Raw genomic sequence first — 23,920 nt, 5'->3', positions numbered from 1 at the left:
CCGCGCCGTGTCTCGCGCATAGCTGCCTTCGCGCTTGCCCGAATGCAGCATGAGCACCGTCAGATGGGGCATTGCCGGATTTTCCTCGATTGTTGGCCCAAAAGAACCCCTCCCTGGGCCGTTGGAACGGGGATGCATGCCGCTGACGGAATCCAACCCTTGGGTGGGGTGTATGCGAAACAGGGCTTGGAACGTCAAGATATTGTTCGGTTTTTGCCCGGCTTTCGCCCAAAAGAAGAGGGCAGGAATTGTTGTACCAGCGCGGGCTCGGAATTAGATCGATTGAAATGACGCTGGGGCACCTTCGCCCAATCCACAGACCTAGCGTTATTCCGCGCCCTGCCCCATGCGCCGCGCCGCGTAACGCTCGATCGCCGAAAGGCCGTCATAGATCAGCACAGCGAGCGCGGCGACGATCAGCCCGCCCTGCAGCACGAAGGCAAGGTTGTTCGAGATCAGGCCGGCGATGATCACCTCGCCAAGCGTCTTGGCGGCAACCGTCGAACCGATGGTCGCGGTGGCGAGGCCGATGACCACCGAGAGCCGGATGCCGCCGAGGATCACGGGGGCGCTGAGTGGCAACTCCACCTTCGTCAGTCTTTGCCAGCCGGTCATGCCGGCGCCGCGCGCCGCTTCCATCACGTTGCCAGGCAGTGTGGTGAGCGCCGTCAGCGCGTTCTCGAAGATCGGCAGCAGGCCGTAAAGGAAGAGTGCGATCAGCGTCGGCTTCTCGCCGAAGCCGACGGCCGGCACGGCAAGCGCCAGCACCGCGACCGGCGGAAAAGTCTGGCCGATATTGACCAGGCTGCGCGACAAGGGCAGGAACTCGGCCCCGGCCGGCCTGGTAACCAGGATTGCCAGCGCCACCGCCACGATCGTCGCCGCGACCGTCGCGATCAGAACGGTCGATAGATGCTGCAAGGTCAGTGTCAGCAGACTGCCCTGGTTGTAGATCGCCGGCGCGCCATTCTCGGTCAGCGGCTTCAGCAGCGGCTCGAACCAGTTGGGGCTGGTGATGAAGGTCACCAGCAGTGCCAGGACGGCCAGCCTCAGCAGCGCGGGCAGCCAGGCTTTCATTGCGGCCTCGCCGCACGCTTCACCAAACCTTCGACGGTGACGCGGCCAATGAGCTTGCCGTCCGTGCCCTTCACCGGCAGCGCGGGGCGGCCCGACCACAGCAGTTCGGCCAGCGCGTCGCGTTGCGTGGCTTCGCCGGGGATTGCCTCGCCTTCGGCGCCGCCCGGCTCCACGGCGTCGCGCACAGGCCCGAGCGACAGCAGCCGGAACGGCCTTTCGCTGGCGCCGACCAATGTCTCGACGAAATCGCTTGCGGGTCTCGCCAGGATCTCAGCCGGCTTGGCGTATTGCACCAGCTTGCCGGCATCCATGACGGCGATCTTGTCGCCCAGATGCACCGCCTCTTCCATGTCGTGGGTGACGAGGATGATGGTGGTGCCGAAACGCTTCTGGATCGCCAACAGATCCTCCTGCGCCTTGGTGCGGATGATCGGGTCGAGCGCCCCGAAGGGCTCATCCATCAAAAGCACGTTGGGCTCGGCGGCCAAGGCGCGGGCGACGCCGACGCGCTGCTGCTGGCCGCCGGAAAGCTCATGCGGGTAGCGCGGGCCGTAGGCCTGCGGGTCGAGTTGGTAGAGCGTCATCAGCTCGTCGACACGGGCCTTGATGCGATCCCTGTCCCAACCGAGCAGCAGCGGCACGGTGGCGATGTTTTGCGCCACCGTGCGATGCGGAAACAGGCCGTGGCCCTGGATGGCATAGCCGATGCTGCGGCGCAGCTGATAGCCGGGCACCGAGCGGTTGTCGGCGCCGTCGAGCTTGATGATGCCGGAGGTCGGCTCGACCAGCCGGTTGATCATCCTGAGCAGCGTCGTCTTGCCGGATCCCGACGTGCCGACAATGGTCGCGATGGTTCGTGGTTCGATGACCATCGAAACATTGTCGACCACCGTCGTTGCGTCATAGCGCTTGGTGATGCCTTCGATCTCGATCATGCCGTTTCAACTACCCTGCGCTTGGTGGCGGTCATCTCGATCACCGCATCGAGGATGATGGCCGCCGCAAAGGCCAGCGCCACGGTGGGCAGCGCGCCGAGCAGCACCAGATCCATCGCCGTCTGGCCGACACCCTGGAAGACGAACACGCCGAAGCCGCCGCCGCCGATCAGCGCGGCAATGGTGGCAAGGCCGATATTCTGCACCAGCACGATGCGGATGCCGGTCAGGATCACCGGAAAGGCGAGCGGGAACTCGACGTCGAACAGGCGCTGGCGATCGGTCATGCCCATGCCGCGCGCGGCGTCGTTGGCCGCGCGGGGTACACCAGCCAGCCCAACCACCGTGTTGGCCACCACCGGCAGCAGCGAATAGAGGAAGAGCGCGACAAAGGCGGGCGCGATGCCGATGCCCCTGATACCGATCGCGGCGGCGCCTGGCACATGCAGGGCGACCCAGCCGAGCGGCGCGATCAGCAGGCCGAAGAGCGCGATCGACGGGATGGTCTGGATGATGTTGAGCACATTCAGCACCCCCGCCCGAAGTTTCTCGACGCGATGACAAAGGATGCCAAGCGGTATGCCGACTATGACCGCGCCGGCCAGCGAGCCAAGCGCCAGCGTGACGTGCTTGGAAGCTTCGGCCCAGAAGCTGTCGGCGCGGCTGGCATATTCCTTGAGTATGGACAGACTGTCCCAGTTGCCGGAGACAAGCAGCGCGGCGATTGCCAAAGCGGCCAGCACAAGCACACCGACCCGCGCCCAGGGCGACAGGTTCAGCCTGGTCAGCACATCGGCCAGCAGCAAGGTGAAGGCAAAGATCAGCAGCCAGAAACCGGAAGCCGGCGCGACGCGGGCGAAGGCGTTGCCGGCGGGTGTCAGGAAACCGCCTGCAACGCCGATCAGGATCGTAAGCGCGACAAGCGCGACGACGCTGGCCGCCAGTCTTAGGGCGAGCGGCGTCCTGAGCAAGGCGACGATCGCGGCCGCGATCGCTATCGCCAGCAACAGCATGCCAAGCGTGGGCGGCAACGACTCGAGGATCGAACGCGCCTGCCCGGGTACGATCCGGTTGGCGCGGAACGTGGCAAAGGGGGCCAGGAAAGCGGCGTAGGCGACGATCGCGGCGATGACCACGCCGAGCTTGTCGAAACGCAGGGTCATGAAGAGCGTTTGCGCGAAGCGCCCCCCTCTGGCCTGCCGGCCATCTCCCCCTCAAGGGGGGAGATCAGATGTCGCGAGCGCTTTCGCCAATCCCCCTGGGTCGAGAAGGAAGCGAGAGGCAGCAGTTGCCAATCTCTCCCCTTGATGGGGAGATGTCCGGCAGGACAGAGGGGGGTACCTGGCACCGGCTTCGCGCTTTTCAGGCTGGGTTGTTACTTCAGGAAGCCGTTCTTCTTGAGGAAATCCTCCGCCACGCCCTTCGCGGGCTCGCCGCCCAGCTGCACACGGCCGTTGAGCTCCTGCAGCGTGACGAGATCGAGCTTGGCGAAGACCGGCTTCAGCAGCGCTTCGATCTCGGGATGCTGCTTCAGGACCTCTTCGCGGATGATCGGCGCGGGTTGATAGACGGGCTGCACGCCCTTGTCGTCCTCGAGCACGACGAGGCCGGAGGGCTGGATGCCGCCGTCGGTGCCGTAGACCATGGCGGCGTTGGCACCGTTGGTCTGGTTGGCGGCAGCGGCGATGGTCGCGGCGGTGTCGCCCCCGGAAAGAGTGATCAGCTGGTCGGGCTTCAGCTTGAAGCCATAGGTCGTCTGGAAGGCCGGAAGTGCTGCCGCCGAATTGACGAACTCGGCGGAAGCCGCAAGCACAACCTTGCCGCCGCCCGCGACGTATTTGCCGAAATCCGTCAGGGTGACGAGCTTGTTCTCGTCGGCCACCTCCTTGCGCAGCGCGATCGCCCAGGTGTTGTTGGCCGGCGATGGCGACAGCCAGACGATCTTGTTGGCGGCGTAGTCGAGCTTCTTGGCGGTTTCGTAGGCCTTGGCGGCATCCTTCCAGACCGGATCGTCGGCCTTCTGGAAGAAGAAAGCGGCATTGCCGGTGTATTCGGGATAGATGTCGATCTCCCCGGCGGTGATCGCCTTGCGCACCACGGGCGTCGCGCCGAGCTGGATACGGTCGGTGGTCTTGATGTTGTTGGCGTTGAGCACGAGCTGGATGATGTTGCCCAGCACGCCGCCTTCCGTGTCGATCTTGGAAGACACCACCACCTGGGCATTCGCCGATGCCGTCGCGATGCCGAGCGCCATCGCCGCGAAAGCGATCTTTCTCATTGAAAACATTGTGAAAATCCCTTGCTATGAACCGATCGATCGGTGGCCGCATATGAGCATGGCTTTAACGGCCAGTCGGGGCATACGGTTTCATAACTAGGGGGACAGGCGCAATAATTTTGTTCGGCCCGGGCTTGGGCCCTGCTCCATCCGGCGCAGCGCAATGCCGACCTAAGGCCGGCTGGCGGTCTGCCCTGTTCTGAGGAATATTAGGAAAGGCGGGTCGGCGGCCACAACAGGAGTGTGTCATGGCCAAGCATAAAGTCGGCTACCTCATCGGCAGCCTTGCCAAGGGCTCCATCAACCGCAAGCTTGCGAAGGCCCTCGTCAGACTGGCGCCGCCCGAGCTTGAAATGATGGAAATCTCCTTCAAGGACCTGCCGCTTTACAGCTACGACTATGATGCCGATTTTCCGCCGGTCGCCTTGAAGTTCAAGAAAGCCATCGCGTCCGTCCAGGCGGTGCTTTTCGTCACGCCGGAGTACAACCGATCGATCCCCGGCGGTCTGAAGAATGCGATCGACTGGGCCAGTCGCCCATACGGCAAGAACTCTTTTGCCCGCAAACCGACCGCTGTCATCGGAACGTCGCCCGGCGCGATCGCGACCGCGGTCGCTCAGCAGAGCCTGCGCAGCGTGCTCAGCTTCTGCAACGCACCCCAGATGAACTCGCCCGAAGCCTACATTCAGTTCACTCCGGGATTGATCACCGACGATGGGGAGGTGACGGTGGAGTCAACGGAGACATTCCTGCGCAACTATATGGACGAGTTCCACATGTTCATCGCGCGGGTCCTGCAGGTGCTCCCGCCGGATGCCTGACGCTGGCCGCCTCAGGCAGATTGTTCAAGTGGCCGGGAGAACTGGTCGGACGCCTTCTTCAAAATTTGGGAGCGCCCACCAACTTCAACGTGCCGAGCGCCACAAAGCAAAGCAGGACGACCGGGAAGACGATCCAGTTCAGCATGGTCCAACCCCAGGCATTGTAGATCGCGCCCGACATCAGCGAGGCGAAGGCGACGGAGCCGAACAGGACAAAATCGTGGAAACCCTGGACCTTGCTCTTCTCCGAAGGCCGGTAGCTGGCGGCGACCATCGCCGTGGCGCCGATGAAACCGAAATTCCAGCCGAGCCCGAGCAGGATCAGCGCCGTCCAGAACTGCCACAGCGCCAGTCCGGAAAGCGCGACGGCGCCGCAGCCGATCAGCAGGACAAGGCCAGTGGCGACGATGCGTTCGGCGCCGAAGCGATGGATCAGCGCACCGGTGAAGAAGCTCGGCCCGAACATCGCCATGACGTGCCAGGAGATGCCGAGCGTCGCATTGTCTTCCGACAGGCCGCAGCCGACCATGGCGAGCGGCGCGCCGGTCATGACGAAGCTCATCAGCGCGTAGCTGCCGACGGTGCAGAAAAGCGCCGCGACGAAACGTGGCTGGGTGACGATTTCAGCCAGCGGCCGGGCATCGCTTGCATCGGTTTCAGTCACGGTGCTTGCGCGCGAGGAAACACGCAGGAATGACAGGATGAGCGCGCCGGCCGCCGCGAGCGGGAGGATCGAGACGAAGGATCCGGCAAACATCACCGGGGCCAGCAATTCGCGGGTGTAGATGACGATCTGAGGCCCGAGGATGGCCGTGACGATGCCGCCCGCCAGCACGAAGGAGATGGCGCGCGCCTTGAACTCGGGCGGCGCGTTGTCGGCGGCAGCGAAGCGGAACTGCTGGACGAAGGCGCCGCCGACACCGATGACGCCGAGGCCGAAGGCGAACAGCCAGAAGCTCCCCCGGAAGAGCGCGATGGTCGCGATCAGGCCGCCGAGCGCGGTGACCACGGTGCCGGTCATGAAGCCGCCGCGATGGCCGAGCCGGCGGATGATGGCGGCGGCCGGCAAGGCGCCCAGCGCAACACCGATGTTGAAGCCGGTGACCGGCGCCGTCGCCAGCGACTTGTCGGGACCGAGCAGGTATTGCCCGGCAAGCGCGCCAAGCGAAATGGCGATCGGCGCGGCCGAACCGACGATCGCCTGCGCGGCGGCAAGCAGCACCGCGGTGCGACGCCCTTCGCTGCCGGCCTCGGCGACCGCGACCGTTGCGGTCGTCACGAAGCGTCCTTGCCACGCCCCTCGCCGCGAACCCGGCGCGAGACACGATCAAGAACGGCGTTGACCAGCTTCGGTTCGTCTTCCTCGTAGAACGCCTTGGCGATGTCGACATATTCGGAGACGATGACGGCCACCGGCACGTCCTCGCGCTTCATCAATTCATAGACGCCGGCGCGCAGGATGGCGCGCAGCGTCGAATCCAGCCGCGACAGCGGCCAGTCCTCGGTCAGCGCCTGGCGGATGACGGGGTCGATGGTCTTCTGGTTCTCGACGACGCCGGTCAGGATGGCGCGGAACCATTGCGCGTCGGCCTCGCGGTAGAGCGCGCCGTCGACTTCCTTGCCGAGGCGGAAGGTTTCGTATTCGGCCGTGATCTCGAAGACGCCACTGCCGGACACATCCATCTGGTAGAGCGCCTGGACGGCGGCAAGACGGGCGGCACCGCGCTTGTTGGCGTGGCGCACCGCACCGGTCGAGGCGGGTTCGGTCACGATTGGGCTCCGAGTTTCTCCTTGAGCGCGATCATGGTCAGCGCCGCGCGCGCGGCGAAGCCGCCCTTGTCGCCTTCCGTCTTGCGCGCGCGCGCCCAAGCCTGCGCGTCGTTCTCCGTGGTCAGGATACCATTTCCGATCGCGATCGCCTCCTGCACCGAAAGGTCCATAAGTGCGCGGCTCGATTCATTGGCGACAATGTCGAAATGATAGGTGTCGCCGCGGACGACAGTGCCGAGCGCGACGAAGCCGTCGTAATGCGTGCCGCCTTCGGCGGCGCCGTCGAGCGCGAAGGTGATGACCGCCGGTATCTCGAGCGAGCCGGGAACCGTGACGACGTCATAGGTGGCGCCAGCCTCGTCGAGCGCGCTGGTGGCGCCTTCGAGCAGGGCGTCGGCGAGATCATCGTGAAAACGCGCTTCGACAATGAGCAGATGCGCCTTCGCCTTCGGGCGAATGAACGCTTTGCCGTGTTGGGATGTTCCAGCCATAAAAGTCTCCGGGGGGTTGCCGGTGACTTAGGCCGAAGCCGGGTTGATCGCAAGCGGAAGATTGGTCTGGGTGCCGCTTGGTCTATCGCATCTTTATCCGAGGCGGCGGAAGCGGACAGCCGGTACCCAGGCTTTCAGCCCAGGCAAGAACGGCTCGGTGGTCTACCACACGGCCTGCATCCACATCGGCCATTGCTTCGCGTGTCAGCCGTTCCTTGATCTCGGAATTATCACTCTCCGTTGGAGTCCCCTTTTTCATCTGAACAATCCCGCGATATCGGCCATTGGTCGAAACAGCTTCATCGGTTGATCCGGAAATGGCAAGAAACTCTCGCGTTCATAGAAGCGCCGCGCGTTCTCGTCCTTCGCGTCGACAATGACCGCGAACGAGGCGATCTCACTACGGAGAGACCGGTGCAATGCATCGGCCAGAAGGTATCGGCCGTAACCCTTGCCCTGGTGCCGTCGATCGACGGCCAAGCGTCCAAGCAGCGTCGCCGGAATGAGTGGATAGCGCGGCAAGTTGCGGACTGTCTCGGCAGGCCATTCGCCGACATTCACCGCAGTGGATGAGAGCGTGTAGTAACCGGCGATAGCTCCATCCGGCGTAACTAGCACGAAGGGCGCCGCAATATTCTTGCGGGCATCTTGCCCAGCTTGCAGTCGAAGATATCGATCGAGCGGTTCTGCGCCGCTTTCGAATGAGTTTCTGTCATGCAGCGGACCGAGCACCTCAACTCGCAGAGGGGCTTCAGTCGAGCCTGCCACTTCAGATGCCAGTGGCTTGTCGATACCGACGTACCGTATCGCGCAAGCGATCGTTCACTGGTTTTGGATTGACGAGAGCGTCCACGAAGGCCCGGCTGTCGCGGATAGACAGCTCCAGGCGCTCGTGCTCCTCGATTGCACGGCGGGCAGCTTCCTGGAGGCTGGTCAGCACAAAATCCGTCACGGTGCGGCCCTGTAGCGCCGCAGCATGCTCGATAAGGCTCTTCTGGTCGGCCGTGACGCGTGTTTCCAAACGCTCGCCACGAACGCGGCCGCGTGGTGGGTGTGCCGTCATTGTCGCTCTCCTGCGGCAATGTACGGCCAATGGCCGGCAATTTCAAGGCTGAGGCCTCAAAGCCCCTCTTTCGCCGCCTCGGCCAGGCGCGCCGCGTAGCGGGCCATGGTGTCGATCTCGAGGTTCACGCGGTCGCCCGCGTGGCGCTCGCCCCAAGTGGTGACAGTCAGCGAGTGATGGATGAGCAGCACGTCGAAGCGGGTGCCTTCGACCTTGTTGACGGTGAGCGAGGTGCCGTCGAGCGCGACCGAACCTTTCGGCGCGATGAACTTGGCCAGATGCCGTGGCGCTTCGAGGGTGAAACGCACGGCATCGCCCTCCTCCTTGCGCTCGATAATCTCGGCCATGCCGTCGACATGGCCGGAGACGATGTGGCCGCCGAGCTCGTCGCCGATCTTCAGCGCCCGTTCGAGGTTGATACGGGTACCGGGTTTCCAGCTCGAAGCGGCGGTCAGCCTCAGCGCTTCCTCCCAGGCCTCGACCTCGAACCAGCGCGCATTCGAGCCTTGCTCGGGAAGCGCGGTCACGGTGAGGCAGACGCCACCACAGGAAATCGAAGCGCCAATCGCGATGGTGTCAGGATCATAGGCGGTGTCGATGCGCAGGCCGATGCCCTCGGCGAGCGGCTTCGCAGCGGCTACCGTGCCAACGTCGGTGACAATTCCGGTAAACATTAAAGGTTCCTCACCCATTCGGCATAACTGTCCTCGCCGAAGCGCATGTCACGCAATTTGCGAAATCCAGCCGGGATATGGTCGGCGTCGATGGGCGATGCAATACCGTCCTCACCGATGGCGTCCGGGCCTTGGAAGAGGACAATGCGGTCGACAAGATCTTCATCGAGGAAGGCCTTGGCCACCTGGGCGCCGCCTTCGACCAAAACGCTTGCCATGCCGAGCGCGGCAAGGTCTTCCAGCAATTCGGGCAAAGCGACGACGCCATCATGGGTTTCGGTGCCGATGAAGCGTACGCCAGCGCGTTCCAGCGCCGAGCGCCGATGCGGATCGGCCTCCAGGCAAGCGGCGACGTAGAGCGGCACGCGGTCGACGCCGGACACCAGCTTCGACGCCTCCGGCAACCGGATCTGCCGATCGAGGATGATGCGCGCCGGCGAGCGGTTCTCCAGACCCGGCAGGCGCACGGTCAACGCCGGGTCGTCCTCCAGCGCGGTGCCGATGCCGACCAGGATGGCGTCGGACTCGGCGCGCATCAGATAGACATCGCGCCGCGCGATCTCGCCGGTGATGGCGACCTGGCCTGCGCCTTTGCGGCCGATCTTGCCGTCGCTCGAAAGCGCAAGCTTCAGAGTTACTTCCGGGCGTTTTTTCAGAGAACGAGTCAGATAGCCGGCCATCTGCTCGGCGGCTTCGGCAGCCAGCACCTTCTCCACCACCTCGATGCCGGCGGCGCGCAGGATGGCGTAGCCCTTGCCGGAGACGCGCGGATCGGGATCGCTCGCAGCACCCACCACCCGCGCTATGCCGGCATTGACCAGCGCATTGGCGCAGGGCGGCGTGCGGCCATGATGGGCGCAAGGCTCCAGCGTGACATAGGCGGTGGCGCCACGCGCGAGTTCGCCGGCCTCGGCCAGCGCCTCGGTCTCGGCATGCGGGCGGCCACCCACGGCCGTCACGCCGGTGCCGACGATCATCGGTCCGGCGCCGTCGTCGCGCACGATGACGGTGCCTACGGAAGGGTTGGTCGAGGTGCGGCCGGCATTGCGGCGCGACAGCCTGATGGCCGCGGCCATGAAACGGCGGTCAAGGGCCGCCTGCACGGCGTCGTCCAGTCGCTGTCCCGCCATGATCAGCCGGCGTCCTCTTCGGTCTTTTCCTCGTCGCCCTTCAATTCGCCCAGCAGTTCGTGGAAATCCCTGGCCTCGCGGAAATTGCGATAGACAGAGGCGAAGCGGACATAGGCGACGTCATCCAGCGATTTCAGCGCCTCCATGACCAGCCGGCCGACCTCGCCCGAAGCAATTTCGGTCTCACCCGAGCTTTCGAGCTGGCGCACGATGCCGGTCACGGCGCGGTCGATGCGCTCGGGGTCGACATTGCGCTTGCGCACGGCGATCTCGACTGAGCGCAGCAGCTTGTCACGATCAAATGGCACCTTGCGTCCGGACTTCTTTACGACGACGAGGTCGCGCAGCTGGACGCGCTCGAAGGTCGTGAACCGGCCGCCGCAATCGGGGCACACCCGCCGCCTGCGGATCGCGGCGCCATCCTCGGCGGGACGCGAATCCTTCACCTGCGTATCTTCGGACTGGCAATAGGGGCAGCGCATAGAGAGCCTTGGGTTCGCGATTCTGTGGGCGACAGGCTTAGAGCCTTTTATGCCCCAGAGATAGCGAGGCGCGGGCAAGATTGCCAGCGCCCTGCCCGGCCGACCGGCAGCCTCAGGGCGCAACGTCCTTGGTCGAAAACCCGCAGGACGTGCCGAGGTTGCGATAGGCCTTGGTGAAGCCGTCCATCGGGATGCTGGTGACGGCCTGCTTGCCGAAGGTAACATCGAGCGAGGTGACCTTGCGCATGGCGCGCAGCAGGGCGAGGCTGGTCTTGGCCTGGTTGTCGACCATCCAACTGGGACGACCGCCGGCGGCGGCGTTGGAGCTCACCGTCGCGGAGACCTTCACGCCGGGGTCGCCGAAGGTGGCGGCGATCTTGTTGCCGGTCGGCAGGGTTTTGTTGTCGATAATGAACATGATGGCCGGGTACGCATCCGGCGGCAGCGCATCGCCGGTCGAGATCGACAGCGTCAGCGAGCCGGCGTTGCCGTTGCCGTCGACGAAGGCGGTCGAGGCGGCACAGGTCTTGTGCGCGTCCTGCCCCGTATCGAGCGTATCGATGATGGTGGTCCACTTGCCGAAGGTATTGGTGGCCGGCATGTCGGAAGCAGATTGCGTCTGCTCCTGCGCGACCGCGCCGGACAGAGCGAAAACGGCCAGCGAGCCGGACAGGGCCAGGGTGGCAAGACGGAAAGTGCGCATCATCAAAGTCTCCGGTAAGTCGCGCCGCCCGACCAGGGAGCGGCGCGAAGCGCGAGGATAAAAGATGACGTATGTCGCGCGGTCAACCGAAGGAGGGCAACCTACCGTCGATCAGCCGAGATAGGGGTAGAGCGGGAAACGGTCGGTCAGCGCCGTGACCTTGGCCTTCACCGCGGCCTCGACCGCCGCATTGCCTTCGTCGGAATTCGCCACCTTCAGACCGTCCAGCACCTCGGCGATCAGCTTGCCGATCTCGCGGAATTCGGCTTGGCCGAAACCGCGCGTGGTGCCGGCCGGCGTGCCGAGACGCACGCCCGACGTCACGAACGGCTTTTCCGGGTCGAACGGGATGCCGTTCTTGTTGCAGGTGATGTTGGCGCGGCCGAGAGCCGCCTCAGCGCGCTTGCCGGTGGCGTTCTTCGGACGCAGGTCGACCAACATAAGATGGTTGTCGGTGCCGCCCGAGACGATGTCGAGGCCAGTCTCCTGCAGGCTGGAGGCCAGCGCCTTGGCGTTGGCGACAATGCTTTCGGCGTAAGCCTTGAAGCTCGGCTTCAGCGCTTCGCCGAGCGCCACCGCCTTGGCGGCGATGACATGCATCAGCGGACCGCCCTGCAGGCCCGGGAACACCGCCGAATTCATCTTCTTGGCGATGTCCTCGTCGTTGCACAGGATCATGCCGCCGCGCGGGCCGCGCAGCGACTTGTGGGTCGTCGTGGTCACGACATGGGCATGGGGCAGCGGCGACGGATGCACGCCGCCGGCGACGAGGCCCGCGATATGCGCCATATCGACCATAAGATAGGCGCCGACCGCATCGGCGATCTCGCGGAAACGCTTCCAGTCCCAGATACGCGAATAGGCGGTGCCGCCGGCCAGGATCAGCTTCGGCTTGGTCTCATGCGCGGTCTTCTCGATCGCGTCCATGTCGAGCAGGTGGTCTTCCTTGCGCACGCCGTAGGAGACGACCTTGAACCACTTACCGCTCATATTGACGGGCGAGCCATGGGTGAGATGGCCGCCCGAATTCAAATCGAGGCCCATGAAAGTGTCGCCGGGCTGCAGCAGCGCCAGGAACACCGCCTGGTTCATCTGGCTGCCCGAGTTCGGCTGGACGTTGGCGAAATTGCAGCCGAACAGCTTCTTGGCGCGTTCGATGGCCAGTTCCTCGGCCACGTCGACGAACTGGCAGCCGCCATAGTAGCGCTTGCCCGGATAGCCCTCGGCGTATTTGTTGGTCATGATCGAGCCCTGCGCTTCGAGCACGGCGCGCGACACGATATTTTCCGATGCGATCAGCTCGATCTCATGGCGCTGGCGACCGAGCTCGTTGCGGATGGCGCCGAAGATTTCCGGATCGGCGTCGGCAAGCGTGGTCTCGAAAAAGGATTCGAATTTGCTGGAGGATGCCGCGACATTTGACATGGCTTGCTTTCCCTTGGGGCCGGAGGTCTGCGAGGTCGCCGCGCATTAACACAGTTGTTTTGAGCCCGCCACGTTTGCGGCGCGAAATTTGCTGGCCGGTTTGCGCCAAGGCGGGCCTCGGGCTGCTAATCCCGCGGTTCGCGGCCCTTGAGGATCGCCTCGGAGAAGGTGATCTCGGTGAACAGCTTGCGCGCCGTGGGGTCGTTGATGTCGCCACGGCGGAGCATGGCCTGCAGCTCGGCGCGCTCGGCCTCGATGCCGGCAAGCCTGAATCCGAGCTCGATCCGCCCGGATTCGCGAGCCTCGGCGCGCGCTTCGTCGGCGCCATCGGAGAGCGAGATGCGGCGCCTGTAGATGGACGCGACGCTTTCGGCGATGGCGAGCTTCATCTCCGCCGCCTCGCCTTCGTTGCTGTCACCGGCGAGGCCTTCAATCCTGGCGATGGCCGCGTTGGCGGCACTGACGCGAGCCCGGCGCTCTTCGGCGGCACCTGGATGCTCGCCCGGCTCGACGAGACCGCGCGCGACCGTCGGCAGGGCAAGACTGGCGATCGCCAGCGAGCAGATGATGACGCCGGCGGCGAGGAAGATCACGAGGTCGCGGGCCGGGAACGGCGAGCCGTCCTGCAAGGTGAGCGGCAGGGACAGGATGCCGGCCAGCGTGACGGCGCCGCGCACGCCGGCGATCGAGCCGGCGAGCCTGACGCGAAAACCAAAGGGTTCGGCCTTGCGCTTACCTAGCCGCGCGGCGAGCACGGCACCCATGTCGCCGACCCAGATCCAGACATAGCGCAGGGCAATCAGGCAGAGCGTGAGCAAAAGCACGGTCAGCGCCGGCTCGAACAGCCAGTGCCGGGTCGTCAGCTCCGGCGGCACCTTGCGGATGATGTCGGGCAACTGCAGGCCAAGCAGGATGAACAGCGAGCCGTTGAACATGAAGATCAGCATCGACCAGAGCGAAATCGTCTGGATACGCGCCGAGACCGCCATGTGGCGGACGATGCCGGAGTAGCCGGTCAGAAGGCCGGCCGTGACCGCTGCCAGAATGCCCGAGGCGCCGAAATGCTCGGCAATCAGATAGGCGACGAAGGGCAGCAGGACCATGACCAGCACCTGCGCTTCTGCCGGTGTGCTGGTGATGCGACCAAGGATCTGCAACGACTTCGCGGCGATGAACAGAGCCGCGACGCCGGCCAGGATGCCGATGGCCACCGCCAAGAGGAAACTCAAGGATGCCGCGGCAAACGAGAAACTGCCGGTCAGCGCCGCCGCGACCGTGAAGCGGAACATCACCAGACCGGAGGCGTCGTTGAGCAGCGACTCGCCTTCCAATATGTGCATCAGCCGTGCCGGCACGACATTGCGGTCGACGATCGAGGACACCGCGACCGCGTCGGTCGGCGACAGCACGGCGGCCAGAGCGAAGGCGACCACCAGCGGGATGCTCGGCACCAGCCAGTGCAAGGCGTAACCGAAACCGACGATGGTGAAAAAGACCAGCCCGATGGCGAGGTCGAGGATCGGACCGCGGAGCGCCATCAGCTCACGCTTTGGCGCCGAAAAGGCGTCACCGAACAGCAGCGGCGGAATGAACACCAGCAGGAACAACTCGGGATCCACTTCGATGTGAACGCCTCGCGCGGGCCAGGCAAGCGCGACGCCGATGGCGATCTGCAGCACCGGCAGCGGCACGCGCACCAGCCGCACCAACGCGCCAGAAACGGTCACGAAGGCGAGCACGACGAGGATGAAGACGGCGACGTCCATGGCGCGATTCCGACTGTTCGACCGACCATGGGCAATTGCCGGCCTCGCGTCCAGCCGGGGCGCACCTCACGCCGGCGTATCATGCGGGGCGAGGTGCCGGTCCGCCCGGGGCAGCTCAACGTTTGCCGGGTTTGCTCTATTGCGAGAGAAGCGCTTTGGGCACGGAACAAAGCACCGTGAAGGCCGGGTTCACGACATTGCCGATGCGCAGGCTGCAGGTCTGGCTGACCAGTTGGTGCGCGTCCATCGTGTCCAAGCTTGTCCGGTGCGCCACCCAGCGCACCAGCCCGGCGACCGCGATGCGGGCGGCATCGTCCAGCGGTCGCGCGCAGCCGATGACACCGATATGACTTTCAGTCTCCAGGCGCGGCCAGTCAAAGTCTTCATCCGACCCGGCTTTCTCGACGGACAGGGTGGTGAAGAAGGCGCCTTCGACCGCGGTGCCGGCGATCTCGCCATCGCCCTGCGCATAATGGCCGTCACCGATATAGATGTGCCCGCCATCGACATTGGCCCGCAGGTAAAGCGTCGCGCCTTCCGTCAGGTCCGGGATGTCGAAATTGCCGCCGAAGTCGCCCGGGACAACGCCGAGGCGGACTTCGCCATGCGCGGGCGCGACGCCCAGCGTGCCGTGAAACGGCCGGTAGCTGGCGGAAAGCGTGCGGCCGGAGGAGGTCTCAGTTGTCAAGTGCGTTCGATCCGGCGAGAGGCGCCAGATCCACACCCGCTCCTCCTGCTCCGCCTGCAAATTGGGCGAGGCGCGGGTTCCCGACAGGAAGCCGAAATTCGGCGATATCGTCGCCACGCCCCAGTCTCGGGCGGGCTCCAGGCGATGCAGATGGATTGCCATGATATCGCCGGTCCTGATGCCTTCGACGGCGATCGGACCGACCAGCGGGTTGACTTTCGGATAGGGCGCGACCTCGCGCGGCCTGCCGTCGACGCTCGTCAGCTTGCCGGAGAAACAATCCTCGGTGAACACCGTGAACTGCTCGCCAGGCCTGACGGAAAGCCGCGGCGCATGCCCTCCCAATTGGAAGACGAAATCGTGCCCGTCGTTCAGCGCTCGAACCAAGTGCCGGCTCCCAGTTTCTCGACAATGTCGACAAACGCCTGCGTGGCGTCGCGATGGATGCTATGGCCGACATTGGGCATGACAACGACAGACCGCTCGCCGACCTCCGCCCGCAGGCGCGCGGTGTCGTCGGGCGGAACGAACCGGCTCATTTCCGGCAGGACCCAAACCGTCGGCAGCATCCGGGCCAGGCGCGCCGCATCATCCCGCAGATCCCAGGGCGCATTGCCGGCGAAGGCTGAGCGTGCGTCATCGAAGGACATCTGCTCGAGCGACACGACTTTCCAGGCGGCGTCCCGCCGCGACCAGCCGGGATTGAGTTTCAGCAGCCCCTCGATGTCGTGGGGCAGATTTGCCTCATCCCAATCCAGCATGCCCTTCGGCGTCGCCTTGTCGGCGAAATGCGAGACCGGGTCTTCCAGAAGCATCGACTTCGGCCGGAACAGGCCGCGCAACACGCCAAGCTGCGCCAGCGTGCCGCCGAAGGAATGGCCAAGCAGCACATCCGGCCCGGCAGGCAGGTTCTCGACACAATCGGAGAGCAGGCTGTCGAAGGAGAAATCGCCATTGCCGCGCGCGCTTTCGCCATGGCCGCGCATATCGGGAGCAATCACCTGCCAGCCGCGTTCGGCAAGCACCCTCGCCGGCTCGGTCATGGCGCCCGCATTGGCGGTGATGCCGTGCAGGGCCACCATCGTCTTCGGCGCGCCGCGGTCGCCCCAGCGCATGATATTGAGCGCCACCATGTCAGGCTCCCGCCGCCCAGCCGACGATCTGCCGCCAGAGCGTCGCGTAGCCCGGCCAATCGACAAAGGCCGGCGGCGCCCAATGCGGCCCGCAATCGGACGCGAAGGCGACCGACCGACCCAAGCCGAATTCAGCCGCGACGATCAGGGGATCGTTGCCGACGGTCGCGACCACCGTCGCCTTCTGCCTGGCGGCAAAGCGGTTGTAACCGAGCAGAGCCGGCCATTCCGCCTCCAGTCCGCCGACGATCGCATGATTTGCCGCAGCCACACGCGGTTTCACGCCTTGCGGCCGCTCGGCACGATCATCGCCCGCTTCCATTTCCACGCCCAGCACCTCGGCGACTTCGGTGTCGCGGTAGCGCGCCTTGGCGTCGATGCCCTGGAAGGTCATATAGCCGCCGATCATCACCAGCCCGCCGCCGCCCAAGACATAATCGCGTATCGCTTCGAGGCGATTGGGCAGCGTCTTCGAGCGCACGAAGGTGTCGGGGTGGAGCAACAAGGTGTTGGCGCCGATGTCGCTCAGCATGACGCAGTCGAATTTTGCCAGTTCGCCGGCACTGAAGGGGAAGTCGCGCGCCGCGACATGGGCCGGCTGGTAGACAACGTCCCAGCCGCCGCCTTCGAGGGCGTCGCGCAGCCAGCGCACGCCTTCGGCGTACTCGGTCGTCGTAAAGGAATCGAAGCCCTTCTGATGGATCGAATGAACGGTCCAGGATTCGCCCGCGATCAGGACGCGACGGCTCTTTGTCATATTTCCTCTCCTGTTCTCTAAGATCGGCTGGCCAGCCGCTTCAGCGCGGCGATGAAGGCGGCGTGAATACCCGCCCCGTCAAGCTCGACGGCGATTTCGGCGTTCGGCGGCCCGGAGCGGCCGGCAAAATCGATGACCGTACGGCCATAGGTAAACTTGCCGGCGAGCTCGACCTCGACCCGAGCCGGAACCGTCCTCGCCAGGGAAGGCTCGGCCGCGACGAGCGATGCCACGGGATCGTTGAGCGGCATGGCGGCAGGCCCGAACACGCCCCGGCGGAATGTCGTGTTCAGCGAGCGCAGGAGTTCCGCGGCGAAGAGCCCGACCTTGCCGCCGATCGCCTCGGCGTCCGCAATCAGTCCATCGGTGATGACCGCCTGCGGTCCCACGTCGATCGGGAGAAGCGTCAAGGGAATGCCGGCCCCGAACACGATTGCCGCCGCCTCCGGATCGCAGAGCACGTTCCACTCCGCCGCCGCGGTCTTGTTGCCGAGCCCCCAGGCACCGCCGAGCGAGACAACACGCTCGATCTTCTCGGCCAGGCCGGGATTGCGCCGCAACGCCAGGGCCAGATTGGTCAGCGGGCCAGTGGTGACCACGGTGCTGGCGGCGCCCGAAAGGACAAGCTCGGCGATAAGGTCGCTGGAATGGCTCGGATCGACGGTGACCGCTTCGAGATCCGGCCGCTCCGGGTCGAGCGCGCTGGTCTGGTCGAGAATGCCGGCGATCAGCCTTTCGCGCACCAGCGGCCCCATGGCGCCTGCCGAAACCGGAACATCGTTGCGCCGAGCAACGGCAAGGACGATGGCGCCGTTGCGGGCCGTGCGGTCGCCGGCGAGATGGCCGGCACCCGTCGTCACCGCCTTCAGGTCGAGCGCCTTGTGGCCGGCGGCGACCAGGATGCCCAGGGCATCGTCATTGCCCGGATCGCAGTCGAGGATGATCGGCTTCGTCATTGCAGATTGTCCTGAATTCTGGCCGGCCGGTTGCGCACCAGGATGCGCCAGCGGGCGAAGGTCAGGCCGATGATGGCGGCGAGATAGGGCAGCATCAGCACGAATTGCGAGGGGATGGCGAACACTTGCAGGCGGTCGCCCAGCGCGCCGAAGAAGCCGAACAGGAAGGACGCCGCCGCCGTCATCCAGGGCTGCCCGCCGCCGAACAGCGTCGCGGCAAGCCCGATGAAGCCGCGGCCGCTGGTCATGTCCGGCAGGAAGAAATGCAGCTTGTCCATGGCGAGTTGCGCGCCGGCAAGCCCGGCAAGCAGACCGCTGATCGCCAACGACAGCGCCTTCATGGCGGCGATGCGGATACCGGCGGAGCGCGCGGCGTGCTCGTCCTCTCCCGCGGCCCGCAGGCTGGCGCCGAGCGGCGTCTTGTAGAGGAAGACATAGGTGAGCGGCACCGCGACCAGCGCGATCAGCACGATGATGCTCTGGCCTTCGAAGGTCGGGCCGAGCACCGGCAGCCAGGACAGCGATCCGGCCGGCACATGCCAGATGTCGGGGAAAGCGATCGGCCTCAGCCCGCCCGGACTGTTATAGTAGCGCTCGAGGATGAAGAGCGTGCCGCCGGCGGCGAGCAGGTTGATGCCAAGGCCCGCCACGATGAAGTCGGCGAAGAAGCGCAAGGTCAGCAGCGCCAGAAGCTGCGAAAGCACGACCGCGACCACCAGCGCCGACAGGAAGGCAGGCCAGGCGCTGCCGCTCCAGTCGCCGACCGCGACAGCGGCGAAGGCGGCCGCCAGCATCATGCCCTCGACGGCGACATTAAGGATGTTGGCGCGCAAGGTGATCATCGCCGCCAGCGCCGCGAGAAGGATCGGGGTCGACTGTTCGAGAACGGCGGCGAGCAGCGATGTCAGGTTCATCCGCGCCTCCTCACGCCGCCTGGGCCGCGCGACGCAGCCGCGCCGTCATCAGCAGCACGAGCAGGCCCGTCAAAAGGTTGACCAGGGAGCGCGGCACATCGGTGGAAATCTGCATGTAGGCGGCGCCATTCAGCATCGCGGCGTAGAAGAGCGCGGTCGCCAGCGAGCCGATCGGATGGACGCGGGCAAGCAGGGCGCAGGTCAAGCCGACCAACCCGTAGCTCGGCGAGAAATTCTGCTCGAAGCGGTGTCCGACGCCGAGCACGTAAAGTGCTCCGGCCAGCCCTGCCAATCCGCCGGCAATGACCATCGCCGAGATCACCCGCCGCGCCGCCGGCACGCCTGTGGCCTCGGCAAAGCGCAGATTGGTGCCGGCCGCGCGAACCTCGGCGCCCCACTGCGTGCGGAAGAGCACGACCCATGAGACGACGGCAAGCACAGCGGCGACGAGGAAGCCGCTGGTGGCGCGCGGAACGAAGGGCAATGGTGGCAGCCAGATGGAGCTCGGCACCATCCAGCTTACCGCGCCATAGGCGGTGGTGTCGCGGATCACCTGGTTGGCGAGCCACGAGGTGATCAGGAGAATGATGATGTTGAGCATCAATGTCGTCACCACCTCGTCGACGGCGAGACGCACCTTGAGCACGCCCGGAATCCAGCCGATCACCGCGCCGGCCAGAAAACCGGCGACGATGGCGAGCGGCATCAACACGACGGCCGGCAGCGAGGCTCCGGCGATTGCGACGACCGTGGTGGTGACCGCGCCTGCGTAGAGCTGGCCCTCGCCGCCGACATTGAAGATGCCGGCGCGAAACGAAAAGACGACGCCCAGCGCGATCAGCGTGAGCGGCGTAGCACGGTTCAGGAACAGGGCGAAGTTGCCGAGCGAATCGAAATTGGCGAGCAAAAGGTCACGATAGGCGCGGACCGGCTCATCCGTGATCGATGCGACGAGCAGGAAGCCGAGCGCCAGCGTGAGCAGGATCGCGGCGAGCGGCGCGCGAATGACACGCAGGAAATTGGACAGCGCGGGCGCCATCATGCTGCCTCCTTCGATCCGCCGTTCATCAGATATCCCACGGTCTCCTCGTCGGCCTCGGCGCGGTCGAGGACGCGCATCATGCGCCCCGAATACATGACGCCGATCCTGTCGGAGAGCGCGAAGATCTCCGACAGCTCGGAAGAAATCAAAAGCACGGCGCGGCCCCGGTCGGCGGCTTGCAGGATGCGAGCATGGACGAATTCGGACGCGCCGATGTCCAGTCCGCGCGTCGGCTGGCAGATCAGGAGCAGCGACGGATCGCGCTCCAGCTCGCGGGCGATCACCAGTTTCTGCATGTTGCCGCCGGAGAGCCAGCCGGCCTGGGTGGCAGGCTGCGCGCCGCGCACGTCGAACTCCTTGATCTTCTCGCCGGCGAAGCCATCGAGCTTCTGTCGGTTGATCAGGCCGCCGGAGAGCAGCCCGGCGCGGCTGTAGTTGGTCGCCGCGACGTTCTCGGCGACGCTCATCGTGACGCTCAGGCCACGGTCGAGGCGATCTTCCGGCACGAAGCCAAGACCAGCCTGCTGGCGTTCGTTTAGGTCAGCGTCGGTCAAATCCCGATCGCCGAAGCGGATCTTACCCGCCTGCACCGGCATCAGCCCAGCGATCGCCTCGGCGAGCTCCGTCTGGCCGTTGCCGTCGACGCCGGCGATACCCAGTACCTCGCCGGCGCGCACCTGGAGAGAAATGCGGTCAAGCAGACGCCGGCCTGCGTGATTGGTCATGCTGACGCTGTCGAGCGTCAGGACCGGGGCGCCAAAGCTGCGCTGGGCGTTGCCCTTGCGGCCGACAAGGAACACCTCGCGGCCGACCATGTCGCGGGCGATGTCGGCTTCGGTGACATCGGCGGTGTCGCGCGTGGAAATGCTGCGGCCGTGGCGAATGACGGTCACGCGGTCGGAGACGGCCTTCACTTCGCGCAGCTTGTGGGTGATGAAAAGGATGGTGCGGCCCCTGGCGCGAAGCCCATCGACCACGCCGATCAGTTCATCGACTTCGGGCGGCGTCAGCACTGCGGTCGGCTCGTCGAGAATCAGTAGATCGGCGTCGAACGCCAGCGCCTTCAGGATCTCGACGCGCTGGCGCTGGCCGACCGAAAGCGTGCGTACCGGCGCCTCCGGATCGAGATGGAAGTTGTAGCGCGCGATCAGCTCGCGGGCGCGCTCGATCATCTGCCGACGGTCGGAGAAGATGCCCAGCCTGCGCGGCTGGCGGCCGAGAAACAGGTTCTCCGCCACGGTCATGGACGGCACGAGCGTGAAATGCTGGTGCACCATGCCGATGCCGAGGCGGCTCGCGGCGATAGGGTCGGCGATCGTCACGGTCTTGCCGTTCAGCACGATGGAGCCGGCGTTCGGCTGGTGAATGCCGGCAAGGATATTCATCAGCGTCGATTTGCCGGCGCCGTTCTCGCCGCAGATGACATGCACCTCGCCGCGCCGGACATCGAGATCGACATGGCTGAGCGCGGCCTTGTCGCCAAACGACTTGGCGATGCCTGCAAGGCTCAAAATGATGTCTGGGTCGCGCATCGATAGGCTTTCCTGGGAGCAGGCTTCCTGGTCGGGATGCGGGACGCTGCCGGAGCAGCGTCCCGTTTCAAGGTCCTGGGAGGCTTACTTGAAAGCAGTGTCGACCTTGATCTCGCCGCTGACCACCTTGGCCTTGGCAGCGTCGACCTTGGCCTTGATGTCGGCGGGCACCAGCTTGTCGTTGTAGATCAGGCCGACGCCCTCATTGGCGAGACCGTAAACCTTGAGCTTGCCGAACTCGGCCTTGCCGTCCTGGATCTGTTTGACCGAGTCGTAGATCGAGTTGCCGATCTGCTTGATCATCGAGGCGATCACATAATCGGGGTGCAGGCCGCTCTGGTCGGAATCGACGCCGATGGCGTATTTCTTGGAGTCCGCAGCACCCTTGAGGATACCGAGGCCAGCCGGGCCGGCGACGTTGAAGACGACGTTGGCGCCGTTCTGGATGGCGGTCTTGGTCAGGTCATAGGCCTTCTGCGCATCGTTGAAGTTGCCGATGAAGATCACCTGCACGTCGATGTCCGGGACGACGGTCTTGGCGCCTTGCCTGAAGCCGAGGATGAAGTCCTGGATGACCGGCAGGTCCATACCGGCGACGACCGCGATCTTCGGATCGCCGGAGGTGAGCGGGAAGTCCTTCTTGTCGGTCGCCGCGATCGCGGCCAGGGCGCCGGCGAGGTAGGAGCCCTCGTTCTGCGCGTATTTCACCGAAAGAACGTTCGGTTGCTTCAACTCGTCGTCGAAGAAGACATATTTCTGGTCGGGATGCTGCGGCGCGACGTCGGCCAGATTGTCGTGCATGTTCGGCCCGGTGAAGATGACGCTCCACTCGCCCGAATTCGACACCGCCTCGAGGTTCTGGCGCCAGAGCTGCGGGTCGGTCGGCGATGCCTGCAGCAGGCGCGTCTTGACGCCTTCCTTCTCGGCGCGGGCGAAGCCGGTGGCGGCATTGTCGTTGAAGCCCATGTCGCCGAGATTGTCCGACATCACATAGACGGCGCTAAAGTCGGCGGCGAATGTCGGGCCGGCCATCAGGCCAAGCCCGAGAGCCGCGGCGTATGCTATTGATTTCACGATCGATCTTGTCATTTGTTTCATTCCCCTTTCTTGGTTTCGAACCGTCTTTCTCAGGAGCGTGGCGACGCCACCGAGTTGCGCTTGACCAGCGCGACCGGGAGCCGGGTGAGTTCGGGCGGCGAAGCCTTGTCGATCAGCGCCTTGAGCGTGCCGAACCCGATGCGACCGAGTTCGGCGGTCGGCTGTCGGATGGTGGTGAGGCCCGGCGCGAGGAGGTCGGCGAACGGCATGTCGTCGAAACCGACCAGCGAGATGTCCTGCGGCACGCTGAGGCCTTTGGAGCGCACCGCTTCCATGATGCCGATGGCAATGAAATCGCTGCCGGCGAAAACGGCCGTCGGCAGCCTGTCGCCAGCCAGGATGTCCAGCATGGCGGCACGGCCGAAGTCGCGCGAATACTCGCCCTGGCGGATATCGCCGTCGTCGACCCTTATCCCCGCCCCGGCCATGGCGTCGCGGTATCCAGCCAGTCGTTCGATGGCGCTGAACAGCTTCGCCGGGCCGCCGATATGGGCGATCCGCCGGTGTCCGGTTTCGACGAGGTGCCGCGTCGCGGCGCGGGCACCTTCGCGGTTCTCGACGAAGATCTTCGGAACGTTGACGCCCGGAATGTCCTCGTCGATCAGAACGATATGGCCGTAGTGATGAAGGGTCGCGGCTAGAGAGCCGTCGTCCGGCCGATTGGTCATCATGATCAGCCCGTCGACATGACCGTCCTTCAGCCGCCTGAGACTGCCGAGCTCGCGTTCCCGGTTGCCGCCGGTGCTGCTCATCAGCACGGAATAGCCGTGCTTTTCCGCCTCATCCTCGACGGCTGCGGCCAGTTCGGCAAAGAACGGGTTGGCGATCTCGGGCGTCATCATGCCGATCGCCTCGGAGCGACCAAGACTGAGGCGCTTGGCGAGGATGTTGGGACGGTAGTCGAGCGCCACGATGGCCGCGTCGATGCGGGCCGCCGTCTCCGCTGGAAGCTCGATGCGATTGTTGAGATAGCGCGACACGGTCGTGGTCGACACCCTCGCCATTATCGCAACTTCATTGATGGTGCTCATGTCCGCCCCAGCCAGCAACTGACCGAACGCTATCTCATAAAATTTGGCTAGTAAAGCGGTTGCGTAAAGTGGTTTACTAACTTTTAACAGGCTTTGCCGACATTGCGACGCCGACCGCGGCCGCCGCCGCGACGACGGGCTTGTCGTTCTTGTC

General features: G+C 65.0%; 26 protein-coding genes and 1 pseudogene. 1 reads left to right on the top strand and 26 read right to left on the bottom strand.

Going from position 1 to position 23,920, the window contains the following annotated elements:
• From FJ471_RS35105 to FJ471_RS27850, 5 genes are all read right to left on the bottom strand, one after another.
• Window positions 1-198 (bottom strand): hypothetical protein (locus FJ471_RS35105; protein ID WP_210242058.1); only part of this gene is annotated, 198 nt, incomplete at its 3' end.
• Between the two features lie 129 nt (window positions 199-327).
• The gene (locus FJ471_RS27870; RefSeq protein ID WP_140807952.1) at window positions 328-1,077 is read right to left on the bottom strand and encodes an ABC transporter permease; all 750 of its coding nucleotides are present in this window, start codon (window positions 1,075-1,077) and stop codon (window positions 328-330) included.
• Entirely contained in the window at window positions 1,074-2,012 is a 939-nt protein-coding gene (locus FJ471_RS27865) for an ABC transporter ATP-binding protein (protein ID WP_140807950.1), read from the bottom strand. Before FJ471_RS27865 ends, FJ471_RS27870 begins: the two co-directional genes overlap by 4 nt.
• Window positions 2,009-3,175 (bottom strand): ABC transporter permease, encoded by a 1,167-nt coding sequence (locus tag FJ471_RS27860; protein WP_140807948.1) that lies wholly within the window; start codon window positions 3,173-3,175, stop codon window positions 2,009-2,011. Before FJ471_RS27860 ends, FJ471_RS27865 begins: the two co-directional genes overlap by 4 nt.
• 212 nt (window positions 3,176-3,387) lie before the next feature.
• Window positions 3,388-4,299 (bottom strand): ABC transporter substrate-binding protein, encoded by a 912-nt coding sequence (locus FJ471_RS27850; RefSeq protein ID WP_140807946.1) that lies wholly within the window; start codon window positions 4,297-4,299, stop codon window positions 3,388-3,390.
• A 239-nt stretch (window positions 4,300-4,538) separates the two neighbouring features.
• Between FJ471_RS27850 and FJ471_RS27845 the strand changes: the two genes are divergently transcribed.
• Entirely contained in the window at window positions 4,539-5,111 is a 573-nt protein-coding gene (locus tag FJ471_RS27845; RefSeq protein ID WP_140807944.1) for an NADPH-dependent FMN reductase, read from the top strand.
• Window positions 5,112-5,169: 58 nt separating this feature from the next.
• On the opposite strand, the gene FJ471_RS27840 is transcribed toward FJ471_RS27845, so the two are convergent.
• From FJ471_RS27840 to FJ471_RS27740, 21 genes and pseudogenes are all read right to left on the bottom strand, one after another.
• A complete protein-coding gene (locus tag FJ471_RS27840; protein ID WP_140807942.1) occupies window positions 5,170-6,390 on the bottom strand; it encodes an MFS transporter in 1,221 nt (406 codons plus the stop codon).
• Window positions 6,387-6,881, bottom strand: a complete 495-nt coding sequence (gene nusB / locus FJ471_RS27835) for a transcription antitermination factor NusB (RefSeq protein WP_140807940.1) — start codon at window positions 6,879-6,881, stop codon at window positions 6,387-6,389. Before nusB ends, FJ471_RS27840 begins: the two co-directional genes overlap by 4 nt.
• On the bottom strand, window positions 6,878-7,372 hold the full coding sequence (gene ribH, locus FJ471_RS27830) for a 6,7-dimethyl-8-ribityllumazine synthase (protein WP_140807938.1): 495 nt from the start codon (window positions 7,370-7,372) through the stop codon (window positions 6,878-6,880). The genes nusB and ribH overlap by 4 nt, the downstream gene beginning before the upstream one ends.
• 82 nt (window positions 7,373-7,454) lie before the next feature.
• Window positions 7,455-7,595, bottom strand: a pseudogene (locus FJ471_RS35415) (CopG family transcriptional regulator); the annotation flags it as partial.
• Window positions 7,596-7,627: 32 nt separating this feature from the next.
• On the bottom strand, window positions 7,628-8,140 hold the full coding sequence (locus tag FJ471_RS27820) for a GNAT family N-acetyltransferase (RefSeq protein ID WP_140807936.1): 513 nt from the start codon (window positions 8,138-8,140) through the stop codon (window positions 7,628-7,630).
• A 1-nt stretch (window position 8,141) separates the two neighbouring features.
• Window positions 8,142-8,435 (bottom strand): DUF1778 domain-containing protein, encoded by a 294-nt coding sequence (locus FJ471_RS27815; protein ID WP_140807935.1) that lies wholly within the window; start codon window positions 8,433-8,435, stop codon window positions 8,142-8,144.
• A 56-nt stretch (window positions 8,436-8,491) separates the two neighbouring features.
• A complete protein-coding gene (locus tag FJ471_RS27810; RefSeq protein WP_140807933.1) occupies window positions 8,492-9,109 on the bottom strand; it encodes a riboflavin synthase in 618 nt (205 codons plus the stop codon).
• The gene (gene ribD / locus FJ471_RS27805; RefSeq protein WP_181179792.1) at window positions 9,109-10,239 is read right to left on the bottom strand and encodes a bifunctional diaminohydroxyphosphoribosylaminopyrimidine deaminase/5-amino-6-(5-phosphoribosylamino)uracil reductase RibD; all 1,131 of its coding nucleotides are present in this window, start codon (window positions 10,237-10,239) and stop codon (window positions 9,109-9,111) included. The genes FJ471_RS27810 and ribD overlap by 1 nt, the downstream gene beginning before the upstream one ends.
• A 2-nt stretch (window positions 10,240-10,241) precedes the next feature.
• Window positions 10,242-10,721: a transcriptional regulator NrdR gene (nrdR, locus tag FJ471_RS27800; protein ID WP_126082941.1), complete on the bottom strand. Its 480-nt coding sequence runs from the start codon at window positions 10,719-10,721 to the stop codon at window positions 10,242-10,244.
• Between the two features lie 112 nt (window positions 10,722-10,833).
• Window positions 10,834-11,427 carry a hypothetical protein gene (locus FJ471_RS27795; RefSeq protein WP_246684850.1) on the bottom strand — a complete coding sequence of 198 codons (594 nt, stop codon included), beginning with the start codon at window positions 11,425-11,427 and terminating at the stop codon, window positions 10,834-10,836.
• A 108-nt stretch (window positions 11,428-11,535) separates the two neighbouring features.
• Window positions 11,536-12,849 (bottom strand): serine hydroxymethyltransferase, encoded by a 1,314-nt coding sequence (gene glyA / locus FJ471_RS27790; RefSeq protein WP_140807931.1) that lies wholly within the window; start codon window positions 12,847-12,849, stop codon window positions 11,536-11,538.
• A 125-nt stretch (window positions 12,850-12,974) separates the two neighbouring features.
• Window positions 12,975-14,615, bottom strand: a complete 1,641-nt coding sequence (locus FJ471_RS27785; protein ID WP_140807929.1) for a Na+/H+ antiporter — start codon at window positions 14,613-14,615, stop codon at window positions 12,975-12,977.
• Window positions 14,616-14,751: 136 nt separating this feature from the next.
• Window positions 14,752-15,690 carry an acetamidase/formamidase family protein gene (locus FJ471_RS27780; protein ID WP_140807927.1) on the bottom strand — a complete coding sequence of 313 codons (939 nt, stop codon included), beginning with the start codon at window positions 15,688-15,690 and terminating at the stop codon, window positions 14,752-14,754.
• Window positions 15,675-16,436 carry an alpha/beta fold hydrolase gene (locus tag FJ471_RS27775; RefSeq protein ID WP_140807925.1) on the bottom strand — a complete coding sequence of 254 codons (762 nt, stop codon included), beginning with the start codon at window positions 16,434-16,436 and terminating at the stop codon, window positions 15,675-15,677. Before FJ471_RS27775 ends, FJ471_RS27780 begins: the two co-directional genes overlap by 16 nt.
• A 1-nt stretch (window position 16,437) precedes the next feature.
• A complete protein-coding gene (locus FJ471_RS27770) occupies window positions 16,438-17,193 on the bottom strand; it encodes a glutamine amidotransferase (protein WP_140807924.1) in 756 nt (251 codons plus the stop codon).
• Window positions 17,194-17,210: 17 nt separating this feature from the next.
• Window positions 17,211-18,149: a nucleoside hydrolase gene (locus tag FJ471_RS27765; protein ID WP_140807922.1), complete on the bottom strand. Its 939-nt coding sequence runs from the start codon at window positions 18,147-18,149 to the stop codon at window positions 17,211-17,213.
• Window positions 18,146-19,063: an ABC transporter permease gene (locus tag FJ471_RS27760; RefSeq protein ID WP_140807920.1), complete on the bottom strand. Its 918-nt coding sequence runs from the start codon at window positions 19,061-19,063 to the stop codon at window positions 18,146-18,148. Before FJ471_RS27760 ends, FJ471_RS27765 begins: the two co-directional genes overlap by 4 nt.
• Window positions 19,064-19,073: 10 nt before the next feature.
• On the bottom strand, window positions 19,074-20,105 hold the full coding sequence (locus FJ471_RS27755; RefSeq protein ID WP_140807918.1) for an ABC transporter permease: 1,032 nt from the start codon (window positions 20,103-20,105) through the stop codon (window positions 19,074-19,076).
• On the bottom strand, window positions 20,102-21,637 hold the full coding sequence (locus tag FJ471_RS27750) for an ABC transporter ATP-binding protein (RefSeq protein WP_140807916.1): 1,536 nt from the start codon (window positions 21,635-21,637) through the stop codon (window positions 20,102-20,104). Before FJ471_RS27750 ends, FJ471_RS27755 begins: the two co-directional genes overlap by 4 nt.
• Window positions 21,638-21,721: 84 nt before the next feature.
• Window positions 21,722-22,726 carry a BMP family ABC transporter substrate-binding protein gene (locus FJ471_RS27745; RefSeq protein ID WP_181179791.1) on the bottom strand — a complete coding sequence of 335 codons (1,005 nt, stop codon included), beginning with the start codon at window positions 22,724-22,726 and terminating at the stop codon, window positions 21,722-21,724.
• 38 nt (window positions 22,727-22,764) lie between these two features.
• Entirely contained in the window at window positions 22,765-23,766 is a 1,002-nt protein-coding gene (locus tag FJ471_RS27740; RefSeq protein ID WP_140807912.1) for a LacI family DNA-binding transcriptional regulator, read from the bottom strand.
• Between the last annotated feature and the right edge of the window lie 154 nt (window positions 23,767-23,920).

Origin of the sequence: Mesorhizobium sp. B2-7-1 (assembly GCF_006440735.1) — a bacterium.
Lineage (GTDB): Bacteria > Pseudomonadota > Alphaproteobacteria > Rhizobiales > Rhizobiaceae > Mesorhizobium.
This window is presented reverse-complemented; position numbering and strand designations above follow the sequence as displayed.